Source organism: Inquilinus sp. Marseille-Q2685 (genome assembly GCF_916619195.1).
Taxonomy (GTDB): domain Bacteria; phylum Pseudomonadota; class Alphaproteobacteria; order DSM-16000; family Inquilinaceae; genus Inquilinus.
In genome coordinates this window covers 1,001,001-1,019,003 of record NZ_CAKAKL010000001.1, presented here as the reverse complement: position 1 = coordinate 1,019,003, position 18,003 = coordinate 1,001,001, and the positions used below count along the sequence as shown (strand labels likewise).

The window sequence follows — 18,003 nt, the reverse complement described above, 5'->3', positions numbered from 1 at the left end:
GCCTCAGGCGGTCCAGCCGAGCAGCCGCTCGATCCGGCTGGCCGCCTCCTGCACCGCGACACTGTAGGTGCGCTCGCGTTCGCGTGCCTTCTGCTCCGGCAGCACGACGCTGATCGTGGCCTCGCAATCGCCGTTCGGGGTGCAGATCGGCGCGGCGATACAGGCCACGGCGAAGTCGGATTCGCTGAGCTGGATCGCCAGCTTTTCGGCCAGCGCGGTCTCGCCGGCCCGGCACAGCGCCTCCGGGTCGGTCTCGGCCATGCCGGTGGGGGAGGGCTGGGCGGCGCGGCGCATCAGCTCGATCCGCTCGGCCCAGGGCAGGTGGCCGATCAGGAGGCGGCCGGAGGCGGTCCAGTTCAGCGGCACCCGGGTGCCGACCTTGGACGAGACCCGGAAATGCCCCGGCGGCTCGGCCATCGCCAGCACCACCATATGGCCGTCGTCGCGGCCGCAGACCTGGACGGTCTCGCCCAGCAGGCGGCTCAGCTCCCGCATCTCCTGCGACGCCGTTTCCAGGAGGTTCAGGCTGCGGCCATAGGCCAGGCCGTAATGGTAGAGCCGGGGGCCGAACCACAGGAGGCCGTCGCCGTCGCGCGACAGCAGGTCCTGACGCAGCAGCGAATCCACCACGCCGTAGATCGTCGACATCGGCGCGCCCAGCGCCTTCGACACGTCATAGGCGGTGAGGGGGCGACCCACGGCCAGCAGGTGGTCGCAGATCTGCACTGCGCGCTCGATGCCGCTGACCCGGCTGCGCTCGCTCGCCTTCTCGGCCTTGGCCGCCGCTGCTTCCGCCATGATCCCGTCCCGTCTGGTCCCGGCCGGTGCTCCGGCCGAGTGGTATAGCCCTCACAGGCTTGAAGCTAGGCTTTGTCCCGCATTGCGGTCAATCGCCGAGCGATTCCGCCATTCGACCTGATCGGACAGGGTTGACGTCCCGGTCATGATAGCACTAGCGTATTCCGCAACGGAAGATGTTACTTCCTAATAACGGAATATTAGAGACTCACGACAGGGGGAGTCAATGCTGCGAATCCTGTGCTTGGTGGCGCTCGCGATCCTGCCGGTCTCGTCCGGCGCCACGGCCGCCCCGGCCAAGGGCGGGGCGATCACCGTGGCGACGATCGGCGAGCCGCCGACGCTGGACCCGATGGTCAGCACCGCCGATCTGGTCGGCATCATCACCCAGCACATCTTCGAGACGCTCTTCACCTTCGATGCCAACTGGAACGTCACGCCCCTGGTCGCCGATGCGATGCCGGAGATCAGCGCCGACGGCCGCGTCTACACCATCAGGATCCGCCAGGGCCTAACCTTCCACGACGGCTCGGCGCTGGACGCCGACGACGTCGCCGCCTCGCTGAAGCGCTGGACGGAGGTGGCATCGCGCGGGAAGCTGGCCGCCGCCAACATCGAGGCGATCGAGAAGGTCGACGCCTCGACCATCAGGATCTCGCTGAAGCAGCCCTTCGCCCCGCTTTTGGCCCTGCTGGCCTTCAACAACAGCGCCGCGGTGATCCTGCCGTCGGAAAAGATCGCGCCGGAGCTGAAGGACATCGTCGGCAGCGGCCCCTATATGCTGAAGGCGCGGGTGCCCGACCAGTACATCCAGCTGGTCCGCTTCGACGGCTACAAGCCGCGCGAAGGCGACCCGGACGGCTATGGCGGCGCCCGCAAGCAGTATCTCGACGAGATCCGCTTCACCCCGGTGCCGAACGCCAACACCCGGGTCGAGGGCGCGGTGGCCGGGCAGTACGACTACACCGACTCCCTGCCGGTCGAATCCTTCGACAAGGTCAAGGTCGGCGCGTCGGAGCCGATCATCCTGAAGCCCTTCGGCTGGCCCGTCTTCGTCATGAACACCAAGCAGGGCCTGCTCAGCGACGTGAAGCTGCGCCGCGCGGTGCAGCTGGCGCTGAACGAGGAGGACATGCTGGCCGCCGCCTTCGGCAGCACCGACTTCTACGCCCTCGACGCCGCCATGTACCCTGAGGGCTACCCCTGGCGGACCGAGGTCGGCACCGAGGTCTACAACAAGGGCGATGCCGAGGGCGCGCAGAAGCTGCTGGAGGAGGCGGGCTATGACGGTCAGACGCCGATCCGGATCCTGACCAGCCGGCAATACGAGTTCCATTACAAGATGGCGCTGGTCGCGGCGGAATACCTGAAGGCCGCCGGATTCCAGGTCCAGCTCGACGTCACCGACTGGGCGACGCTGACCCAGCGCCGGACCGATCCGGCCCTGTGGGAGATCTATATCAGCCACAGTCCGTTCCTGCCGGAGCCGGCGCTGATCGGCGCCCTGGCCAAGGGCTCGCCCGGCTGGTGGGACACGCCGGCCAAGGATAAGGCGGTCGGCGCCTTCAACCAGGCGCTGACGCAGGAGGAGCGGGTGAAGCTGTGGGCCGGCGTGCAGCAGGTGATGGCCGACGAGGTGCCGCTGATCAAGGTCGGCGACTTCAACGCCCTCTCGGCCAAGGCCAAGACGCTGCAGGGCGTGACCCCGGCCCCCTGGCCGTATTTCTGGAACGCCTATGTGGAGAAGTAGCGGCGGCTGAGACACCCCCTCACCCGAAATCGCTCCGCGATTTCGACCTCTCCCCGGGGGAGAGGTGAATTCCCTCTCCTCGGGGAGAGGGAGGGGCCCGACGCCGAAGGCGGCGGGAGGGTGAGGGGGAGAGCCGCCGTCAACCGAAGGAACCGAAAGCCAGCCGATGCGCCGCCTGCTGCTCTCCCTCCTCGTGGCCGCCGCCCTGGTGCCGGGCGCGGCCATCGCCGACCCGGTGAAGGGCGGCAAGATCGACGTCGCCACCATCGGCGAGCCGCCGACGCTCGACCCGATGGCGAACACCGGCGACCTGCTGGGCATGATCACCCAGCATATCTACGAGACGCTGTTCACCTTCGACGGGGAATGGCGGCTGCAGCCGCTGCTGGCCGAGGCGATGCCGGCGATCTCCGCGGACGGCCGCACCTACGACATCAAGATCCGTTCCGGCGTCACCTTCCATGACGGCGAGAAACTGACCGCGGCCGACGTCGTCGCCTCGCTGGAGCGCTGGATGCGGGTGGCCTCACGCGGCAAGCAGGCGGCGCCGATGATCGAGAGCGTGACGGCGACCGGTGACCTCTCGGTCCGGATCACGCTGAAGCAGGCCTATGCGCCGCTGCTGTCGCTGCTGGCCTTCAACAACAGCGCCGCGGTCATCATGCCCAAGGCGCATATGGACGAGCCGCTGACCGATGTGGTCGGCACCGGCCCCTACAAGCTGGCCGAGCGCAAGCCCGACCAGTACATCCTGCTGACCCGCTTCGACGGCTATGCCGCCCGGACGGAAGAGCCCAGCCGCTATGCCGGCCGGCGCACGGCGTATCTCGACGAGATCCGCTTCCTCCCGGTGCCGAACGCCAACACCCGGATCGAGGGCGCGATTTCCGGCCAGTACGACTTCTCCGACCTGCTGCCGGTCGAATCCTACGACAAGCTGACCGGCCTTTCGACCACCGAGCCGGTGATCCTGAAGTCCTTCGGCTACCCGATCATGATGCTCAACACCAGGCAGGGGCCGCTGGCGAAGCCGGAGCTGCGCCAGGCGGTACAGGCGGCGCTGAGCGAGAGCGACATGATGCTGGCCGCCTTTGGCAAGCCGGAATTCTTCACTGTCGACGGCGCCATGTATCCGGAGGGCTTCCCCTGGCGCAACGACGCCGGGGTCGACACCTACGACCAGGGCAACCCGGAGAAGGCGCAGGCGCTGATGGAGAAGGCCGGCTATGCCGGCGAGCCGATCCGGATCCTGACCAGCCAGCAATACGAGTTCCACTACAAGATGGCGCTGGTGGCGGCGGAGTACCTGAAGGCGGCGGGCTTCAAGGTCGACCTGCAGGTGTCGGACTGGGCGACGCTGACCCAGCGCCGCAACGACCCGGCGCTGTGGGATATCTTCTTCACACACAGCCCGTTCCTGCCGGAGCCGGCGCTGAATCTCGGCATGTCCGAGAGCGGCCCGGGCTGGTGGTCGACCGAGCGCCGCCGCACCGCCTTCGACGCCTTCAACGCGGCGTCCGACCCGGCACAGCGGGCGAAGCTCTACGCGGACGTCCAGGCCGCGATCATGGCCGAGGTGCCGTTCATCAAGGTCGGCGACTTCAACGCCCTCTCGGCCAAGTCGCCGAAGCTGAAGGGCTACGACCCGTCGCCCTGGCCGTCCTTCTGGAACACCTGGGTGGAGAAGTGAGGGCCGTGCCGGTGTCTCAAGGCGCTGTCGGCGGATGGGCCGGTGCCACCCCCTCACCCGGAACCGCTGCCGCGGTTCCGACCTCTCCCCGGGGGAGAGGTGAAGTTCCCCTCTCCTTGGGGAGAGGGAGGGGCCCGGCCCGCTTGGGCCGGGAGGGTGAGGGGGCGGCGCCGGCCGATCCAGGCGCTCGTAGGTTGGGTTCGCCCCGGCGAACCCAACATCCCGCCGCCCCGCATCGCGTTGGGTTCGCTGTCGCGAACCCAACCTACGATTCCTCCTTATTGTCATCCTCGGGCTTGATCCGAGGATCCAGGGCGGCAAGAGCCGCTCTTGGTGGCCCCTGGATTGCCGGGTCAAGCCCGGCAATGACAGGAGAGGAGAGGCCTTCCATGCTCCTCGGAGCGCGCTGACCGCCATGCTCTCCTACATCGTCAATCGCCTGATCGGCATGGTCGCGGTGATGTTCATCGTGGCGACGGTCGTCTTCGTCATCATCCGGGTGACGCCGGGCGACCCCGCCGCGGTGATGCTGGGCCCCGACGCGCGGCCGGAGGACGTGGTCGATCTGCGGGCCAAGCTCGGTCTCGACCAGCCGCTGCCGGTGCAATACGTCACCTGGCTCGGCCAGATCGCGGTCGGCGACCTGGGCCAGTCGATCTTCCTGAACCAGCCGGTCCTGAGCGCCATCGGCGACCGGGCCGAGCCGACGCTGATGCTGACCGTCCTGTCGATCCTGATCGCGGTGGCGATCGCGCTGCCGGTCGGCATCGCCTCCGCGGTCTGGCGCGGCTCGGCGCTGGACCAATCGGTGCTGACCCTGTCGATGTTCACCGCCAGCATCCCCAGCTTCTGGCTAGGGCTGATCCTGATGCAGGTCTTCGCGGTCAAGCTGGGCTGGTTCCCGGTGGCGGGCTATGGCGGGCCGGGCGCCACCTTCCTGGAGCGGATGAGCCACCTGGTGCTGCCCGCGATCGTGCTGGGCCTCGTCAACTCCGCCCTCATCACCCGCTTCACCCGGGCCAGCATGCTGGACGTGCTGAACGACGACTATGTCCGCACCGCCCGGGCCAAAGGCCTGCCGGAGCGGCGGGTGGTGCTGAAGCATGCCCTCAAGAATGCGCTGATCCCGATCCTGACTGTGATCGGCCTGACCACGGCGCTGCTGGTCTCCGGCGCGGTCGTCACCGAGACGGTGTTCGGCCTGCCGGGCGTCGGCAATCTCGTGGTCAACGGCGTGCTGCGGCGCGACTACCCGGTGATCCAGGGGGCGCTGCTGGTGATCGCGGCGCTCTATGTCCTGATCAACCTCGCCATCGATCTCCTCTACCTCTTCGTCGACCCGAGGGTGCGCACCTGATGGCCGCGACCGCCTCCGCCTCCATGGCCGGCGAGCGCATGAAGCTCGCCCGCCTGCTGCTGCGCCGCAAGACCGCGATGATCGGGCTGGCGATCCTGGTCGTGCTGGTCCTGGCCGCGGCCTTCGCGCCCTGGATCACCGGCTACGCGCCGCAGAAGCTGTCGATCGTGAACAGGTTGAAACCACCGAGCGCGGCGCATTGGTTCGGCACCGACGAGTTCGGCCGCGACGTCTTCACCCGCGCCGTCTATGGCGGAAGGCTGTCGCTGTTCGTCGGCTTCGCGGTGGTCGTCCTGTCCTCGGTGCTGGGCATCGTGCTCGGCCTCGTCGCCGGCTTCTTCCGGCCGGCCGACAAGGTGGTGGCCCGGGTGATCGACGCGATGATGGCCTTCCCGGACATCCTGCTGGCGATCTCGCTGGTCGCGGCGCTGGGGCCGTCGCTGGTCAACGTCATCGTCGCGCTCGGCATCGTCTACACGCCGCGGCTGGCCCGCATCGTCCGCGCCTCGACCCTGGTGATCCGGGAGCTGCCCTTCGTCGAGGCGGCGCGGGCGCTCGGCGTCTCCACCTGGCGGATCGTCACCGCCCATGTCCTGCGCAACCTGTGGTCGCCGATCCTGGTGCAGGGCACCTTCATCTTCGCCTACGCCATCCTGGCCGAGGCCGGCCTGTCCTTCCTCGGCGTCGGCGTCTCGCCCGAGATCCCCACCTGGGGGACCATGATCAATGCCGGCCAGCAATATATGGGCACGGCCGACTGGATGATGGTCTTCCCCGGCCTCGCCATCGTGCTGTCGGTGGTGTCGCTGCAGATGGTCGGCGACGGCCTGCGCGACATCCTCGACCCCCGCCTGCGCAAGGAACTGTGATGCCCGTCCTGATCCGCGCCGCCCGCCCGGTCGGCTTCCCCGATCACCCCGGTGACACCCCGATCGACATCCTGATCGCCGATGGCCGGGTGGCCGCGGTGGGGCAGGGGATCAACGCCCCCGCCGGGGCCGAGATCGTCGACGGCCGTGGCGGCTGGGTGTCGCCCGGCTGGGCCGACCTGCACGCCCATGTCTATCACGGCGGCACCGACATCTCGATCCGCCCGTCCCAGGGCGGGCTGGCGCATGGCGTCACCACCATCGTCGATGCCGGCTCCTCCGGAGAAGGCAACTTCGTCGGCTTCCGCGAGTTCATCGCCGAGCCGGCAGCGGAGCGGGTGGTCGCCTTCCTCAACATCGGCTCGATCGGCCTCGTCGCCTGCAACCGGGTCAGCGAGCTGATCGACCAGCGCTCGATCGACATCACCCGCACGCTGAAGGTGATCGAGGCCAACCGCGACATCATCCGCGGCATCAAGTGCCGGGCCTGCAGCACGGTCACCGGCGCCTGGGGCATCACCCCGGTGAAGATCGCCAAGAAGGTGGCCAAGATCAGCGGCCTGCCGCTGATGGTCCATGTCGGCGAGCCGCCGCCGCTGCTGGAGGAGGTGCTGGCGGTGCTGACCCCCGGCGACGTGCTGACCCACTGCTTCCACGGCAAGCCGGGCGGCAACATCCTGGAGGACGAGGAGCTGTTCGGCATCGCCAGGCAGGTGGCCGAGGCCGGCGTGCGGCTCGATGTCGGCCATGGCGGCGCCTCCTTCTCCTTCAAGGTGGCGCGGGCCGGGATTGAGCGCGGCCTCTATCCCTTCTCCATCTCCACCGACCTGCATCTGCGCTCGATCGAAGGTCCGGTCTGGGACATGGCGACGACCATGTCGAAGCTGCTGGCCGTCGGCATGCCCTTCGCCGAGGTGGTGGCCGCCGCCAGCACCCGCCCGCGCTCGGTGATCGGGCTGGCGGGGGAAGGCAACCTGCGGGTGGGGGCAGAGGCGGATTTCACCGTCTTCGGGCTGGAGGATGCGTCGGTGACGCTGCCGGATTCCTCCGGCGACAGCGCCACGCTCGACCGGCTGTTCGCGCCGCGCCACGCCGTGCTCGGCACCAAATCGGTGGCGGCGGCCCGGCTGTTCGACCCGGCGGCGCACGAATGAGTGCGTCCACCCGCGATATCGTCCTCGCGGTCGAGGATCTGCGGACCTGGTTCCACAGCCGGGACGGCGTCGCCAAATCGGTCGACGGCGTGACCTTCGACCTGGCGCGCGGCGAGACGCTGGCGATCGTCGGCGAAAGCGGCTCCGGCAAGTCGGTGACCAGCCTGTCGATCATGGGACTGCTGCCGAAGCCGGCCGGCCGGATCGAGAGCGGCGCCATCCGCTTCCGCGACCGCAAGGGCACGACGCACGACTTGGCGCACGCCTCCCAGGCGCTGCTGCGCCGCTTGCGCGGCGCCGAGATCGCGATGATCTTCCAGGAGCCGATGACCAGCCTGAACCCGCTGTTCACCGTCGGCGACCAGATCGCCGAGGCGGTGCAACTGCATGAGGGCGTCGGCCGCGCCGAGGCGATGGCGCGGGCCAGGCGGATGCTGGAGCTGGTGGAGATCCCGGCGGCGGCGTCGCGCCTCGACGACTATCCGCACCAGATGTCGGGCGGCATGCGCCAGCGGGTGATGATCGCGCTGGCCCTGTCCTGCAACCCGTCGGTGCTGATCGCGGACGAGCCGACCACGGCGCTGGACGTCACCATCCAGGCCCAGATCCTGGACCTGCTGCGCCGGCTGCAGGCCGAGATCGGCATGTCGATCCTGTTCGTCACCCACAATATGGGCGTGGTGGCCGAGATCGCGCACCGCGTGGCGGTGATGTATGCCGGACGGGTGGTGGAGGAGGCGCCGGTGCTCGAGCTGTTCGACCGGCCGCGCCACCCCTATACCAGCGGCCTCCTGTCCTGCATCCCGAACGCCCGCACCGGCGGAAGGCACGACGACGCAAGGCTGCAGCCGATCCCGGGCACCGTGCCCAGCGTCATGGCCTTGCCGCCCGGCTGCGCCTTCGCCCCGCGCTGTCCGCTGACCGAAGCGCCCTGCGAGGCTGCGGTGCCGGACCTCGCCGCGGTGCAGCCGGGCCACCGCTCCCGCTGCCGGAGGACCGACCAGCTGTGACCGCCGCCGCCCTCCGCATTGCTCCTCAAGCCGATCCCGCCGCGCCGCTGCTCGATGTGCAGAACCTGTCGGTGCATTTCCCGATCGGCGGCGGCCGCGTCGTCCGCGCGGTCGACGGCGTCAGCCTGTCGATCCGGCGCGGCAGCATCGTCGGGCTGGTCGGCGAATCCGGCTCCGGCAAGACCACCACCGGCCGTGCCGTGCTGCGGCTGATCGAGCCGACCGGCGGCCGCGTGCTGTTCGACGGCACCGACGTCACGGCGCTGCCGGAGAAGCAGTTCCGCGCCTGGCGCCGGCGCATGCAGATCGTGTTCCAGGACCCCTATGCCAGCCTCAACCCGCGCATGAGCGTGGCCGAGATCCTGGGCGAGGCGCTGGACACGCACGGCCTCGCGAAAGGCCGCCGCAGCCAGCGGATCGGCGAACTCCTGGAGCGCGTCGGCCTCAACGCCGACCATCAGCGCCGCTTCCCGCACGAATTCTCCGGCGGCCAGCGCCAGCGCATCGGCATCGCCCGGGCGCTGGCGGTGGAGCCCGACTTCATCGTGGCGGACGAGCCGGTCTCGGCCCTCGACGTCTCGGTCCAGGCCCAAGTGCTGAACCTGATCCAGGACATCCAGCGCGACCTCGGCCTGACGCTGCTGTTCGTCGCCCATGACCTCGCCGTGGTCGACTATCTCTGCGACGAGATCGTGGTGATGTATCTCGGCCGGATCATGGAGAAGGGGCCGACCCGCCTGGTCTACGACCGGCCGCGCCACCCCTACACCAAGGCCCTGCTGTCGGCCGCGCCGGTGCCGGACCCGCGGGCGAAGCGCGACCGCATCATCCTGAAGGGCGATATCCCGAGCCCGATCGCGCCGCCCTCTGGCTGCGTCTTCCGCACCCGCTGCCCGATGGCGGTCGAAGCCTGCGCCCGGGCGGTGCCACCGCTGGCCGAGCGCGAGCCCGGCCGCTTCGTCGCCTGCATCCGCGATGCCGAACTGAACGACCAAACGACGGACTGACCATGCCCAACGTCTACGACCGCCTTGCCGCGCTCGGCATCACGCTGCCCAAGGCGCCGCCGCCGGTCGCGAATTTCGAGACCCACCGGGTCTCCGGCCAGCTGCTGTTCCTGTCGGGGCAGGGACCATTGGAGGCCGACGGCACCCTGCACCGCGGCAAGGTCGGCGCCACGGTCGACCGCGAGACGGCCTACCGCCACGCCCGGCTGACCGGTATCAACCTGCTGGCGGTGATGCAGGAGGCGTTGGGCGACCTGAACCGCGTCACCGGCATCGTCAAGCTGCTCGGCATGGTCAATGCGGTGCCGGAGTTCGAGCATCATCCGGAGGTGATCAACGGCTGCTCCGACCTCTTCGTCGAGGTGTTCGGGCCCCAGATCGGCCGCCACGCCCGATCGGCCGTCGGCATGGGATCGCTGCCGCGCCAGATCACCGTCGAGATCGAAGCCGTCGTCGAATTCGCGCGGTGATGCCGATGGACTTGACCCGGTTCCGCCTATTGTCATGCCCGGGCTTGACCCGGGCATCCAGAGGGTCTCGACATCTTCTGGATTGCCGGGTCAAGCCCGGCAATGACAGCGGGGGAGTAGCGCCAGAACCCATCCCGTCCGCCAGCCCGTCCGAGGAAGTGCAGCCATGAAGTCGAACGAGGATATCCGCCGCCGCCTGGGCCTGCGCCCGGTGATCAACGTCTCAGGCACCATGACCTCGCTGGGCGCCTCGATCGTGGTGCCGGAGGCGGTGCAGGCCGTATCCGAGATCCTGCCGCAATTCGTCGAGATCACCGACCTGCAGCGCAAGGCCAGCGCCCGGATCGCCAAGTCCTGCGCCGCCGAGGCCGGCTTCGTGACCGCCTCGGCCTCGGCCGGGATCAGCCTGGCCGTGGCCGGCGCCATGACCGGCGACGACCTGCTGGCGATCGAGCGGCTGCCGGACACCACCGGCCTGCCGAGGACCGAGGTGCTGCTGCAGGTTGGCCACATGGTCAGCTACGGCGCCCCGGTCGACCAGGCGGTGCGGCTGGCCGGCGCCAGGGTGGTGCCGGTCGGCACCGCCACCTCGGCCGCGGGCTACCAGCTGGACGGGGCGATCACCGAGCGCACGGCCGCGGCGCTCTACGTCGTCTCGCATCATGTCGTGCAATACGGCCAGATCCCGCTCGAGGAGTTCGCCGAGATCTGCCGTGCCAAGGGCGTGCCGGTGATCGTCGACGCCGCCTCGGAATACGACCTGACCGGCTTCCTGGCCCGGGGCGCGGACCTGGCGATCTACAGCGCGCACAAATTCCTCGGCGGGCCGACCGCCGGCATCGTCGCCGGGCGCGAGGATCTGGTGCGCGCCGCCTTCCTGCAGAACCGCGGCATCGGCCGCGGCATGAAGGTCGGCAAGGAGGGCGTGGTCGGCACCATCGCCGCGCTCGGCGCCTGGGAGACGCGCGACCACGCCGCGGCGCGGGCGCGCGAGGACGGCCATCTGAAGCTGTGGCGCGAGGGCCTGGCCGGGCTGCCCGGCGTGACCGCAGTGGTCGAGCCGGACCCGACCGACAACCCGCTGGACCGGCTGCGGGTCACGATCGACCCCGCCAAGGCGGGGCTGGCTGCCTGGGACGTGGCCGACCGGCTGGCGGCCGGCGACCCGCCGGTGATCGTGCGCGACCACGAGGTCGAGCACGGCTATTTCTACCTCGACCCCTGCAACCAGCATGACGGCGAGGCGCAGGTCGTGCTGGAGCGGCTGCTGGCGGTGCTGCGCGGCGCCGCCGGCGACCCGCCCCAGGGCGACGCCCGCGACCGCCTGCTGGCCCGGGGACGGAAGGGTCTGGAATCGCTGCTGCGGTTCCCGCGATAGGAGACGTAGGTTGGGTTCGCGAATGCGAACCCAACATTCAACCGCCCGAGCCGGTGTTGGGTTCGCCATGGCGAACCCAACCTACGGATCCTGGACGGCCGGTGCCCTTACACCGGATCCTCCAGGCTGAACTGGCCGCTTTCGCCGTCATACGCGAAGAGCTCGGCGTAGCGGCCCCAGGAGATGGCGGCGCGCAGCGTCTCCTCCGCTCGGTCCTCGGACATGAAATCCTCCAGCTCCTCGCTGAAGCGCAGCCGCGGGGCGCGATGGCTCGGCCGCTCGTCCAGCACCCGCCGGATCAGAGCCGCGATCGGCACATGCGCCAGCAGATGCGCGGCGAACAGCCGCTTGCGGTGGTCGACGTCGGAGTCCACGAACAGCCGGCCCTGCTCGGTCAGGTGGATGTCGCCGTCGGCCAGATCGGCGAAGCGCAGCAACTGCAGCGTCTCGGCGATCGGGAACAGCTCGTCCGCCTCCATCTGCAGGGTTGCCGCCAGGTCCGGCAGGTCGGCCCGGCCGTTATAGGGCGGCGCGGCCAGCGCCTCCATCAGGCCCGACATCAGGTTGGTCGAGACATGCGGCAGCTCCATGCCGATGCCGGTGCCGTGGAATCCCGCCTTCGGCCCGGCCTTCTCTGCCGGCCCGCGATTGGTCATGCGGGCATAGATGTCGTCGACCATGCGCCGGAACTCAGGGTCCAGGCGGTTGCGCGGATGCGGCAGGTCGATGCGGATCTCCGCCGCCACCCGGCCGGGGTTGGAGGAGAAGATCAGGACGCGGTCGCACATCAGGATCGCCTCCTCGATGTTGTGCGTCACCATCAGGATCGACTTGATCGGCAGCCGGCCCTCCATCCACAGGTCGATCAGGTCGGTGCGCAGCGTCTCCGCCGTCAGCACGTCCAGCGCCGAGAACGGCTCGTCCATCAGCATCAGACGGGGATGCACGACCAGGGCGCGGGCGAAGCCGACGCGCTGGCGCATGCCGCCCGACAGCTCCTTCGGATAGGCGCTCTCGAACCCGTCCAGGCCGATCAGGTCGATCGCCTCCAGCGCCCGGCGCCGCCGCTCGGTGGCCGGGATGCCCTGGGCCTCCAGCCCGATCTCGACGTTCTGCAGCACGGTCAGCCAGGGGAACAGGGCGAAGCTCTGGAACACCATCGACAGGCCCTCGGACGGACCTTCGACCGGCCGGCCGCACCAGCTGACCTTGCCGGCGCTGGGTGGCACCAGGCCGGCGATGATCCGCAGCAGCGAGGACTTGCCGGAACCGGAGCGGCCGAGCAGCCCGACGATCTCGCCCTCGCGGATGGTCAGAGAGACGTCGTCCAGCACCAGCAGGTCGGCGCTGTCGCCCTTGTGATAGGCCTGGCGGACGCCGGCGATGTCGATCAGGACGGGGTTGTCGTTGGCGACCGAGGTGGTCGGGGCGTGGGCAATGGTCTGGTACATGGTCGTGGCCCTCAGTCGAGGCGCAGCCGGCGGGCGGCGTAGGTGAAGAGCGGCCGCCACAGCAGCCGGTTGAACAGGGTGACGAAGACCGACATCACGGCGATGCCGAGCACGATGCGCGGATAGTCGCCGGCGCTGGTGGCCTGGGCGATGTAGGCGCCGAGGCCGTGGGCGGTCAGGGTGGTGTCGCCCCAGCTCGCCACCTCGGCGACGATGCTGGCGTTCCAGGACCCGCCCGAGGCGGTGATCGCCCCGGTGACGTAGTAGGGGAAGATCCCGGGCAGGATGACCTTGCGCCACCAGTTCCAGCCGCCGATGCGGAAGCTGGCCGCCGCCTCCCTCAGGTCGGTCGGGAAGGCGCTGGCGCCGGCGATGACGTTGAACAGGATGTACCACTGGGTGCCCAGCACCATCAGCGGCGCCAGCCAGACATCCGGGTCCAGGCCCAGCCGGACGATCGCCACCACCGCGAAGGGGAAGGCGATGTTGGCCGGGAAGGCGGCCAGGAACTGGGCCAGCGGCTGCACCCGCTCGGCGACGCGAGGGCGCAGGCCGACCCAGACGCCGACCGGCACCCAGACCAGCGTCGCCAGCGCGATCAGCACCACCACCCGGATCAGGGTGTAGACGCCGAGCAGCAGCACCTCGCCGGCATCGCCCCAGCTCAGCTCCGTCGCGACGAAGCCGATGATTTGCCACAGGGCATAGGCGATCGCCGCCGCCAGCAGGGCGAAGAACCCCCAGTCGGCCCAGCGGCTGGACCAGATGCGGGCGACCATGCCGTCGTCGACGGTCCCGGCCGGGATGAAAGCGAAGCGTCGGCGCGACACGGTGCGCACCAGGACGCCGACCGGCGACAGCGCCAGCTGGAACAGCCGGGTGCGCTGCACCAGGGTCAGCAGCCAGGAGCGGGGGGCGCTGGTGCCGGCCGACTGCTCGAACCGGAACTTCTCGGCCCAGGCCACCAGCGGCCGGAACAGCAGCTGGTCATAGGCCAGAATCACCGCCCCCATCACCAGCACGGCCCAGCCGACGGCGGCCAGGTCGCGCTGGTCGATCGCCCGGGCGACGTAGGAGCCGACGCCGGGCAGGGTGATGGTGGTGTCGCCGACCGAGATCGCCTCCGACGCCACCACGAAGAACCAGCCGCCCGACATCGACATCATGGTGTTCCACACCAGACCGGGCATGGCGAAGGGCACCTCCAGCCGCCAGAAGCGCTGCCAGGACGAAAGGCGGAAGCTGCGGCTGGCCTCGTCCAGGTCGCGCGGCACGGTCTTCAGCGATTGGTAGAAGCTGAAGGTCATGTTCCAGGCCTGGGAGGTGAAGATGGCGAACACCGCGGCACATTCGACGCCCAGCACCTGGCCCGGGAACAGGGCCATGAAGCCGACCACGGTGAAGGACAGGAAGCCCAGCACCGGCACCGACTGCAGGATGTCGAGCAGCGGGATCAGCACCATCTCCGCCCGCCGGCTCTTGGCCGCGGCGGTGGCGTAGACGAAGGTGAAGACCAGCGAGGCGACGATCGCCGCCAGCATGCGCAGGGTGGTGCGCAGCGCGTAGTCGGGCAGGGCCAGCGGGTCGAGCGAGATCGGCGTCTGCTCGAGGCCGGCCAGCGGCGCCAGGGTGGCGCGGCCGCCATGGGCGACCAGCACGATGGCGCCGAAGACGAGAGAGAACGCCACCAGGTCCCAGAGATTGGGCAAGGCGCGGGGACGCTCCGCCGTGAGGGCGGGAGTGTGAAAGGCCATGATGTCCGTCCGGAAGGCAGGCAGTCGCGGTCGCCGCGCGTCGTTGGGACGCGCGGTGCGGAACGGCCGGCGGAGTGCCGGCGTCAGCCTTGCCTTCGGTCGTCACCCTCCAGGGTGGCGCGCCGATAGGACGGACGATGGTTGAAAGACTGGTGCTTCATGGTTCACCTCGCACCGGCGCGGCCCGGCCGCGCGACGGGGTGAACCGGACCCCGGGGGTCAGGCTCGCTGCGTCGGCGCCGGCAAGGTCGCGCTAGGTCGACTGGGCGTGCTCATCGGAGCGGTGGGTCCTTGGTTGCGTCGGGGAGCTTGTCCCGACGAGGGCGATATCGCTCCGCGGAGCGAAACGGTCAAGCCGTTTTCCGGTCCTGTACGATTTGTAAGGAAGGGGTCATGCGCGGCCGGCCGGCGCGGCCTCCAGCCGCTTCAGGAAGCGCAGCAGCGCGGCCTCGCCGCGGCGGCCGTCCGGATCGTCGCCGGGCGGCCAGCGCAGGGTCGCCGCCAGATCGCCGTCGAGGAAGGCGCCGACCACGCCCGGGTGGACGTAGCAGGCTCGGCACACCGCCGGCGTGTTGCCCAGCTGCACCGCCACCTGCTCGATGCAGCGCACCACCGCGACCTTGGTGGGCGGCGCGTCCGGCTCCGACTCCGTGGCCAGGATCTTCGCGGCCAGCAGCGTGCCGGCCCAGGTCCGGAAATCCTTGGCGGTGAAGTCCTGGCCGGAGATCTCGCGCAGATACTCGTTGACGTCGTCCGACCCGACCGAATGCCGCTCGCCCTCGTCGTCGACATACTGGAACAGCCGGTGGCCGGGCAGGTCCTGGCAGGACCGGACGATGCGGGCGATGCGGCGGTCGCGGAAGGCGGCGCGGTGCAGCCGGCCGCTCTTGGCCTTGAACTCGAAGCGCACGGCGCCGCCTTCGACGTCGACATGGCGCTTGCGCAGCGTGGTCAGGCCGAAGCTCTTGTTGGTCCTGGCGTATTCGTCGTTGCCGATGCGGATCAGCGTCGCCTCCAGCAGGCGGACGATCGCGGCCAGCACCTTGGCCCGGGTCAGGCCGCGCTGCGCCAGATCGGCGTCGACCTGCTTGCGGATGCGGGGCAGGGCGCGGCCGAAGGCGACCATGCGGTTGTACTTGGTTTCCGCCCGCGCCTCCTTCCAGCGCGGGTGGTAGCGGTACTGCTTGCGGCCGCGCTGGTCGCGCCCGCTGGCCTGCAGATGGCCGCGCGGGTCGAGGCAGATCCAGACATCGGTGTAGGCCGGCGGGATGGCCAGCTTGCGGATCCGGGCCAGCGTGTCCCGGTCCCGCACCGGCTGCCCGTCCGGCAGGCTATAGGCGAAGCCCTTGCCGGACCGGCGCCGCCGGATCCCCGGATCGGTGTCGGAGACGTAGCGCAGCCCGTGGGCCTTGGCCTCCTCGGGCGGGGACGGGTTGGGCGGCGCGCCCGGGACTGCGGCTGTGTCGGCCATTCGGGGTGGGCGGGTCCTTCGGCGGGGAACAGCGCTTGGACCAACGGCGCCGCCGCCGCTATGGTTCCGGTCCCGACCGCAACCGCGCCGCCGCCTGTGACCGACCCGATCCGCATCCTCGTCGACGCCGATGCCTGCCCGGTGAAGGCCGAGATCTACCGCGTCGCCGAGCGCTACGGGCTCGAGGTGTTCGTTGTCACCAATGGCGGGGTGCTGGTGCCGCGCGACCCGCGCATCCGGCTGGTGATCGTGAGCGACGGCTTCGACGCGGCCGACGACTGGATCGCCGAGCGCGCGGGCCCGGCGGACATCGTCGTCACCGCCGACATCCCGCTGGCCGACCGCTGCCTGAAGGCGGGTGCCACGGTGATCGGCCCGACCGGCCGGCCCTTCACCAGGGATTCGATCGGCATGGCCCTGGCCAGCCGGGCGCTGATGGCCGACCTGCGCGCCATGGGCACCGTCAGCGGCGGCAACAAGCCGATGTCGGGGAAGGACAAATCCGCCTTCCTGTCGGCGCTGGACGCCGCCGTGGTCCGGCTGCGGCGCAGCCCGCCGCCCCGGCCGGCCTGAGGCTCAGGGCGCGTCGTCCCGGCGGTCCGGGACATGGCCGATCGCGGCCAGCGCCGGCTCGTCCAGCATCTCCAGCCGGCCGCGCTTCAGCCGCACCAGGCCTTCGCGCTGCAGCTGCCGCAGCATCCGGTTGACATGGACGACGGACAGGCCCAGCGCGTCGCCGACATGCCGCTGGGTCAGGGGGAAGGGCAGGAGGGCGCCGGACACCAGCCCGGCCTGCACGCCCCGCCGGAACAGCGTCGTCAGCAGGAACGCCACCTTGCCCAGGCCGCCGTCCTGGCCCATGGCCAGCAGCTGGTCCTCGAGGTCGCGCTTCTCGCGCGCCGCCAGAAGGCCGATCTCGTAGCCGAGCTCGGGGATCTGCCGGATCTGGTCGCGCAGCCGGCCGGGGCGGATCTCCACCAGCGACACGTCGGTGATGGCCTGCAACGCGCTGATCGAGGCCCCGAGGAACTGGGAATGGAGCCCGGCGATATCGCCCGGCAGCAGGAAGCGGACGATCTGCCGTGCCCCGCCGGGCAGTCGCCGGATGCGGGCCGCCCAGCCCGCGGTGATGTGGATGACAGGCGGGTTCGGCCGCCCCTCGGGCCAGATCTCCTGGCCGGCCCTGGCCATCGTCTGCCGCGGATCGGCGGCGGAGAGGCGCAGCAGCGAGACCAGATTCCGCGACGGCTCAGGCGAACCCGGATTCCGCGCCCCCAGACTATTCTCCAACGAACGCCCCGTTGCGGCTTGCAGGTCCCGAATATCGTCAGCCGGCGCAGAGCATCCGCTGCGAATTCCTGATTCGAACGCGTCACAATAACGTCACCGCTCTCGGCGCCGCATTGTTTCGGATTATCCGGGATCGATGGCAGGTATGTTGTTGAAGATCCTGTACCTCGCAAGTATAAGGGCGATAGCTGTGGTTTTCAGAAGCAGATTTTCAGAAATTAACTTAGGATAATTTTGGATATCGGCGATCGATATCGACCGATCGCAAGCGGGATGATGAATGAAGATCCGCCCATCGGCGGCCCGGGACGGTGACACGGCGCTCCCGGCGGGCGCGGCGAACAGGGGTGACTGGCCCACGACAAGGGGGGAATGGTGCCGGATGCAGGGGTCGAACCCGCGACCTTCGGTTTACAAAACCGCTGCTCTACCGACTGAGCTAATCCGGCGCCGGCCCATTCCCTATCGAGTCCCGCCGCCTCTGTCCAGCGGCAGCAGGGCCATCCGGCAATTCCGGCGGCCTGCTGCCGCGACAGGACGGTGCCGCCCGGGGG

General features: G+C 69.7%; 15 protein-coding genes and 1 tRNA gene. 10 read left to right on the top strand and 6 right to left on the bottom strand.

The features are described from left to right. Nucleotides 1–3 precede the first annotated feature (3 nt). Complete coding sequence (locus LG391_RS04740; RefSeq protein WP_225766832.1) at nucleotides 4–798, bottom strand: IclR family transcriptional regulator; 795 nt, start codon at nucleotides 796–798, stop codon at nucleotides 4–6. Nucleotides 799–1,024: 226 nt separating this feature from the next. Between LG391_RS04740 and LG391_RS04735 the strand changes: the two genes are divergently transcribed. The 9 genes from LG391_RS04735 to LG391_RS04695 all read left to right on the top strand — a co-directional run bounded on the left by LG391_RS04735 (nucleotide 1,025) and on the right by LG391_RS04695 (nucleotide 11,483). Beyond that, nucleotides 1,025–2,548 carry an ABC transporter substrate-binding protein gene (locus tag LG391_RS04735; RefSeq protein ID WP_225766831.1) on the top strand — a complete coding sequence of 508 codons (1,524 nt, stop codon included), beginning with the start codon at nucleotides 1,025–1,027 and terminating at the stop codon, nucleotides 2,546–2,548. A 166-nt stretch (nucleotides 2,549–2,714) separates the two neighbouring features. After that, nucleotides 2,715–4,238 (top strand): ABC transporter substrate-binding protein, encoded by a 1,524-nt coding sequence (locus tag LG391_RS04730; RefSeq protein WP_225766830.1) that lies wholly within the window; start codon nucleotides 2,715–2,717, stop codon nucleotides 4,236–4,238. Between the two features lie 415 nt (nucleotides 4,239–4,653). Continuing rightward, on the top strand, nucleotides 4,654–5,595 hold the full coding sequence (locus LG391_RS04725; RefSeq protein WP_225766829.1) for an ABC transporter permease: 942 nt from the start codon (nucleotides 4,654–4,656) through the stop codon (nucleotides 5,593–5,595). Next, complete coding sequence (locus LG391_RS04720) at nucleotides 5,595–6,464, top strand: ABC transporter permease (RefSeq protein ID WP_225766828.1); 870 nt, start codon at nucleotides 5,595–5,597, stop codon at nucleotides 6,462–6,464. The genes LG391_RS04725 and LG391_RS04720 overlap by 1 nt, the downstream gene beginning before the upstream one ends. Next, nucleotides 6,464–7,618, top strand: a complete 1,155-nt coding sequence (locus LG391_RS04715) for an amidohydrolase/deacetylase family metallohydrolase (RefSeq protein WP_225766827.1) — start codon at nucleotides 6,464–6,466, stop codon at nucleotides 7,616–7,618. The genes LG391_RS04720 and LG391_RS04715 overlap by 1 nt, the downstream gene beginning before the upstream one ends. Then, complete coding sequence (locus LG391_RS04710) at nucleotides 7,615–8,628, top strand: ABC transporter ATP-binding protein (protein WP_225766826.1); 1,014 nt, start codon at nucleotides 7,615–7,617, stop codon at nucleotides 8,626–8,628. The genes LG391_RS04715 and LG391_RS04710 overlap by 4 nt, the downstream gene beginning before the upstream one ends. After that, nucleotides 8,625–9,635 (top strand): ABC transporter ATP-binding protein, encoded by a 1,011-nt coding sequence (locus LG391_RS04705; RefSeq protein WP_225766825.1) that lies wholly within the window; start codon nucleotides 8,625–8,627, stop codon nucleotides 9,633–9,635. The genes LG391_RS04710 and LG391_RS04705 overlap by 4 nt, the downstream gene beginning before the upstream one ends. A 2-nt stretch (nucleotides 9,636–9,637) precedes the next feature. After that, nucleotides 9,638–10,105: a RidA family protein gene (locus LG391_RS04700; RefSeq protein WP_225766824.1), complete on the top strand. Its 468-nt coding sequence runs from the start codon at nucleotides 9,638–9,640 to the stop codon at nucleotides 10,103–10,105. A gap of 166 nt (nucleotides 10,106–10,271) precedes the next feature. After that, complete coding sequence (locus tag LG391_RS04695) at nucleotides 10,272–11,483, top strand: aminotransferase class V-fold PLP-dependent enzyme (RefSeq protein ID WP_225766823.1); 1,212 nt, start codon at nucleotides 10,272–10,274, stop codon at nucleotides 11,481–11,483. 107 nt (nucleotides 11,484–11,590) lie between these two features. Here LG391_RS04695 and LG391_RS04690 read toward each other — a convergent pair whose 3' ends face one another. From LG391_RS04690 to LG391_RS04680, 3 genes are all read right to left on the bottom strand, one after another. Continuing rightward, nucleotides 11,591–12,934 (bottom strand): AAA-associated domain-containing protein, encoded by a 1,344-nt coding sequence (locus LG391_RS04690; protein WP_225766822.1) that lies wholly within the window; start codon nucleotides 12,932–12,934, stop codon nucleotides 11,591–11,593. 11 nt (nucleotides 12,935–12,945) lie between these two features. Then, nucleotides 12,946–14,688, bottom strand: a complete 1,743-nt coding sequence (locus LG391_RS04685; protein WP_225766821.1) for an ABC transporter permease subunit — start codon at nucleotides 14,686–14,688, stop codon at nucleotides 12,946–12,948. 391 nt (nucleotides 14,689–15,079) lie between these two features. Next, nucleotides 15,080–16,159: a DNA topoisomerase IB gene (locus tag LG391_RS04680; RefSeq protein ID WP_225766820.1), complete on the bottom strand. Its 1,080-nt coding sequence runs from the start codon at nucleotides 16,157–16,159 to the stop codon at nucleotides 15,080–15,082. A 108-nt stretch (nucleotides 16,160–16,267) separates the two neighbouring features. Here LG391_RS04680 and LG391_RS04675 point away from each other — a divergent pair, with 108 nt between their 5' ends. Further along, nucleotides 16,268–16,732, top strand: coding sequence for a YaiI/YqxD family protein (locus LG391_RS04675; protein ID WP_225767637.1), 465 nt, complete (start codon nucleotides 16,268–16,270; stop codon nucleotides 16,730–16,732). Nucleotides 16,733–16,735: 3 nt separating this feature from the next. Here the strand turns inward: LG391_RS04675 and LG391_RS04670 are convergent, their stop codons facing one another. Together LG391_RS04670 and LG391_RS04665 are read right to left on the bottom strand one after the other, a co-directional pair. Then, entirely contained in the window at nucleotides 16,736–17,350 is a 615-nt protein-coding gene (locus LG391_RS04670; RefSeq protein ID WP_225766819.1) for a Crp/Fnr family transcriptional regulator, read from the bottom strand. A gap of 472 nt (nucleotides 17,351–17,822) precedes the next feature. Then, nucleotides 17,823–17,898, bottom strand: a tRNA-Thr gene (locus tag LG391_RS04665). Nucleotides 17,899–18,003: the final 105 nt, after the last annotated feature.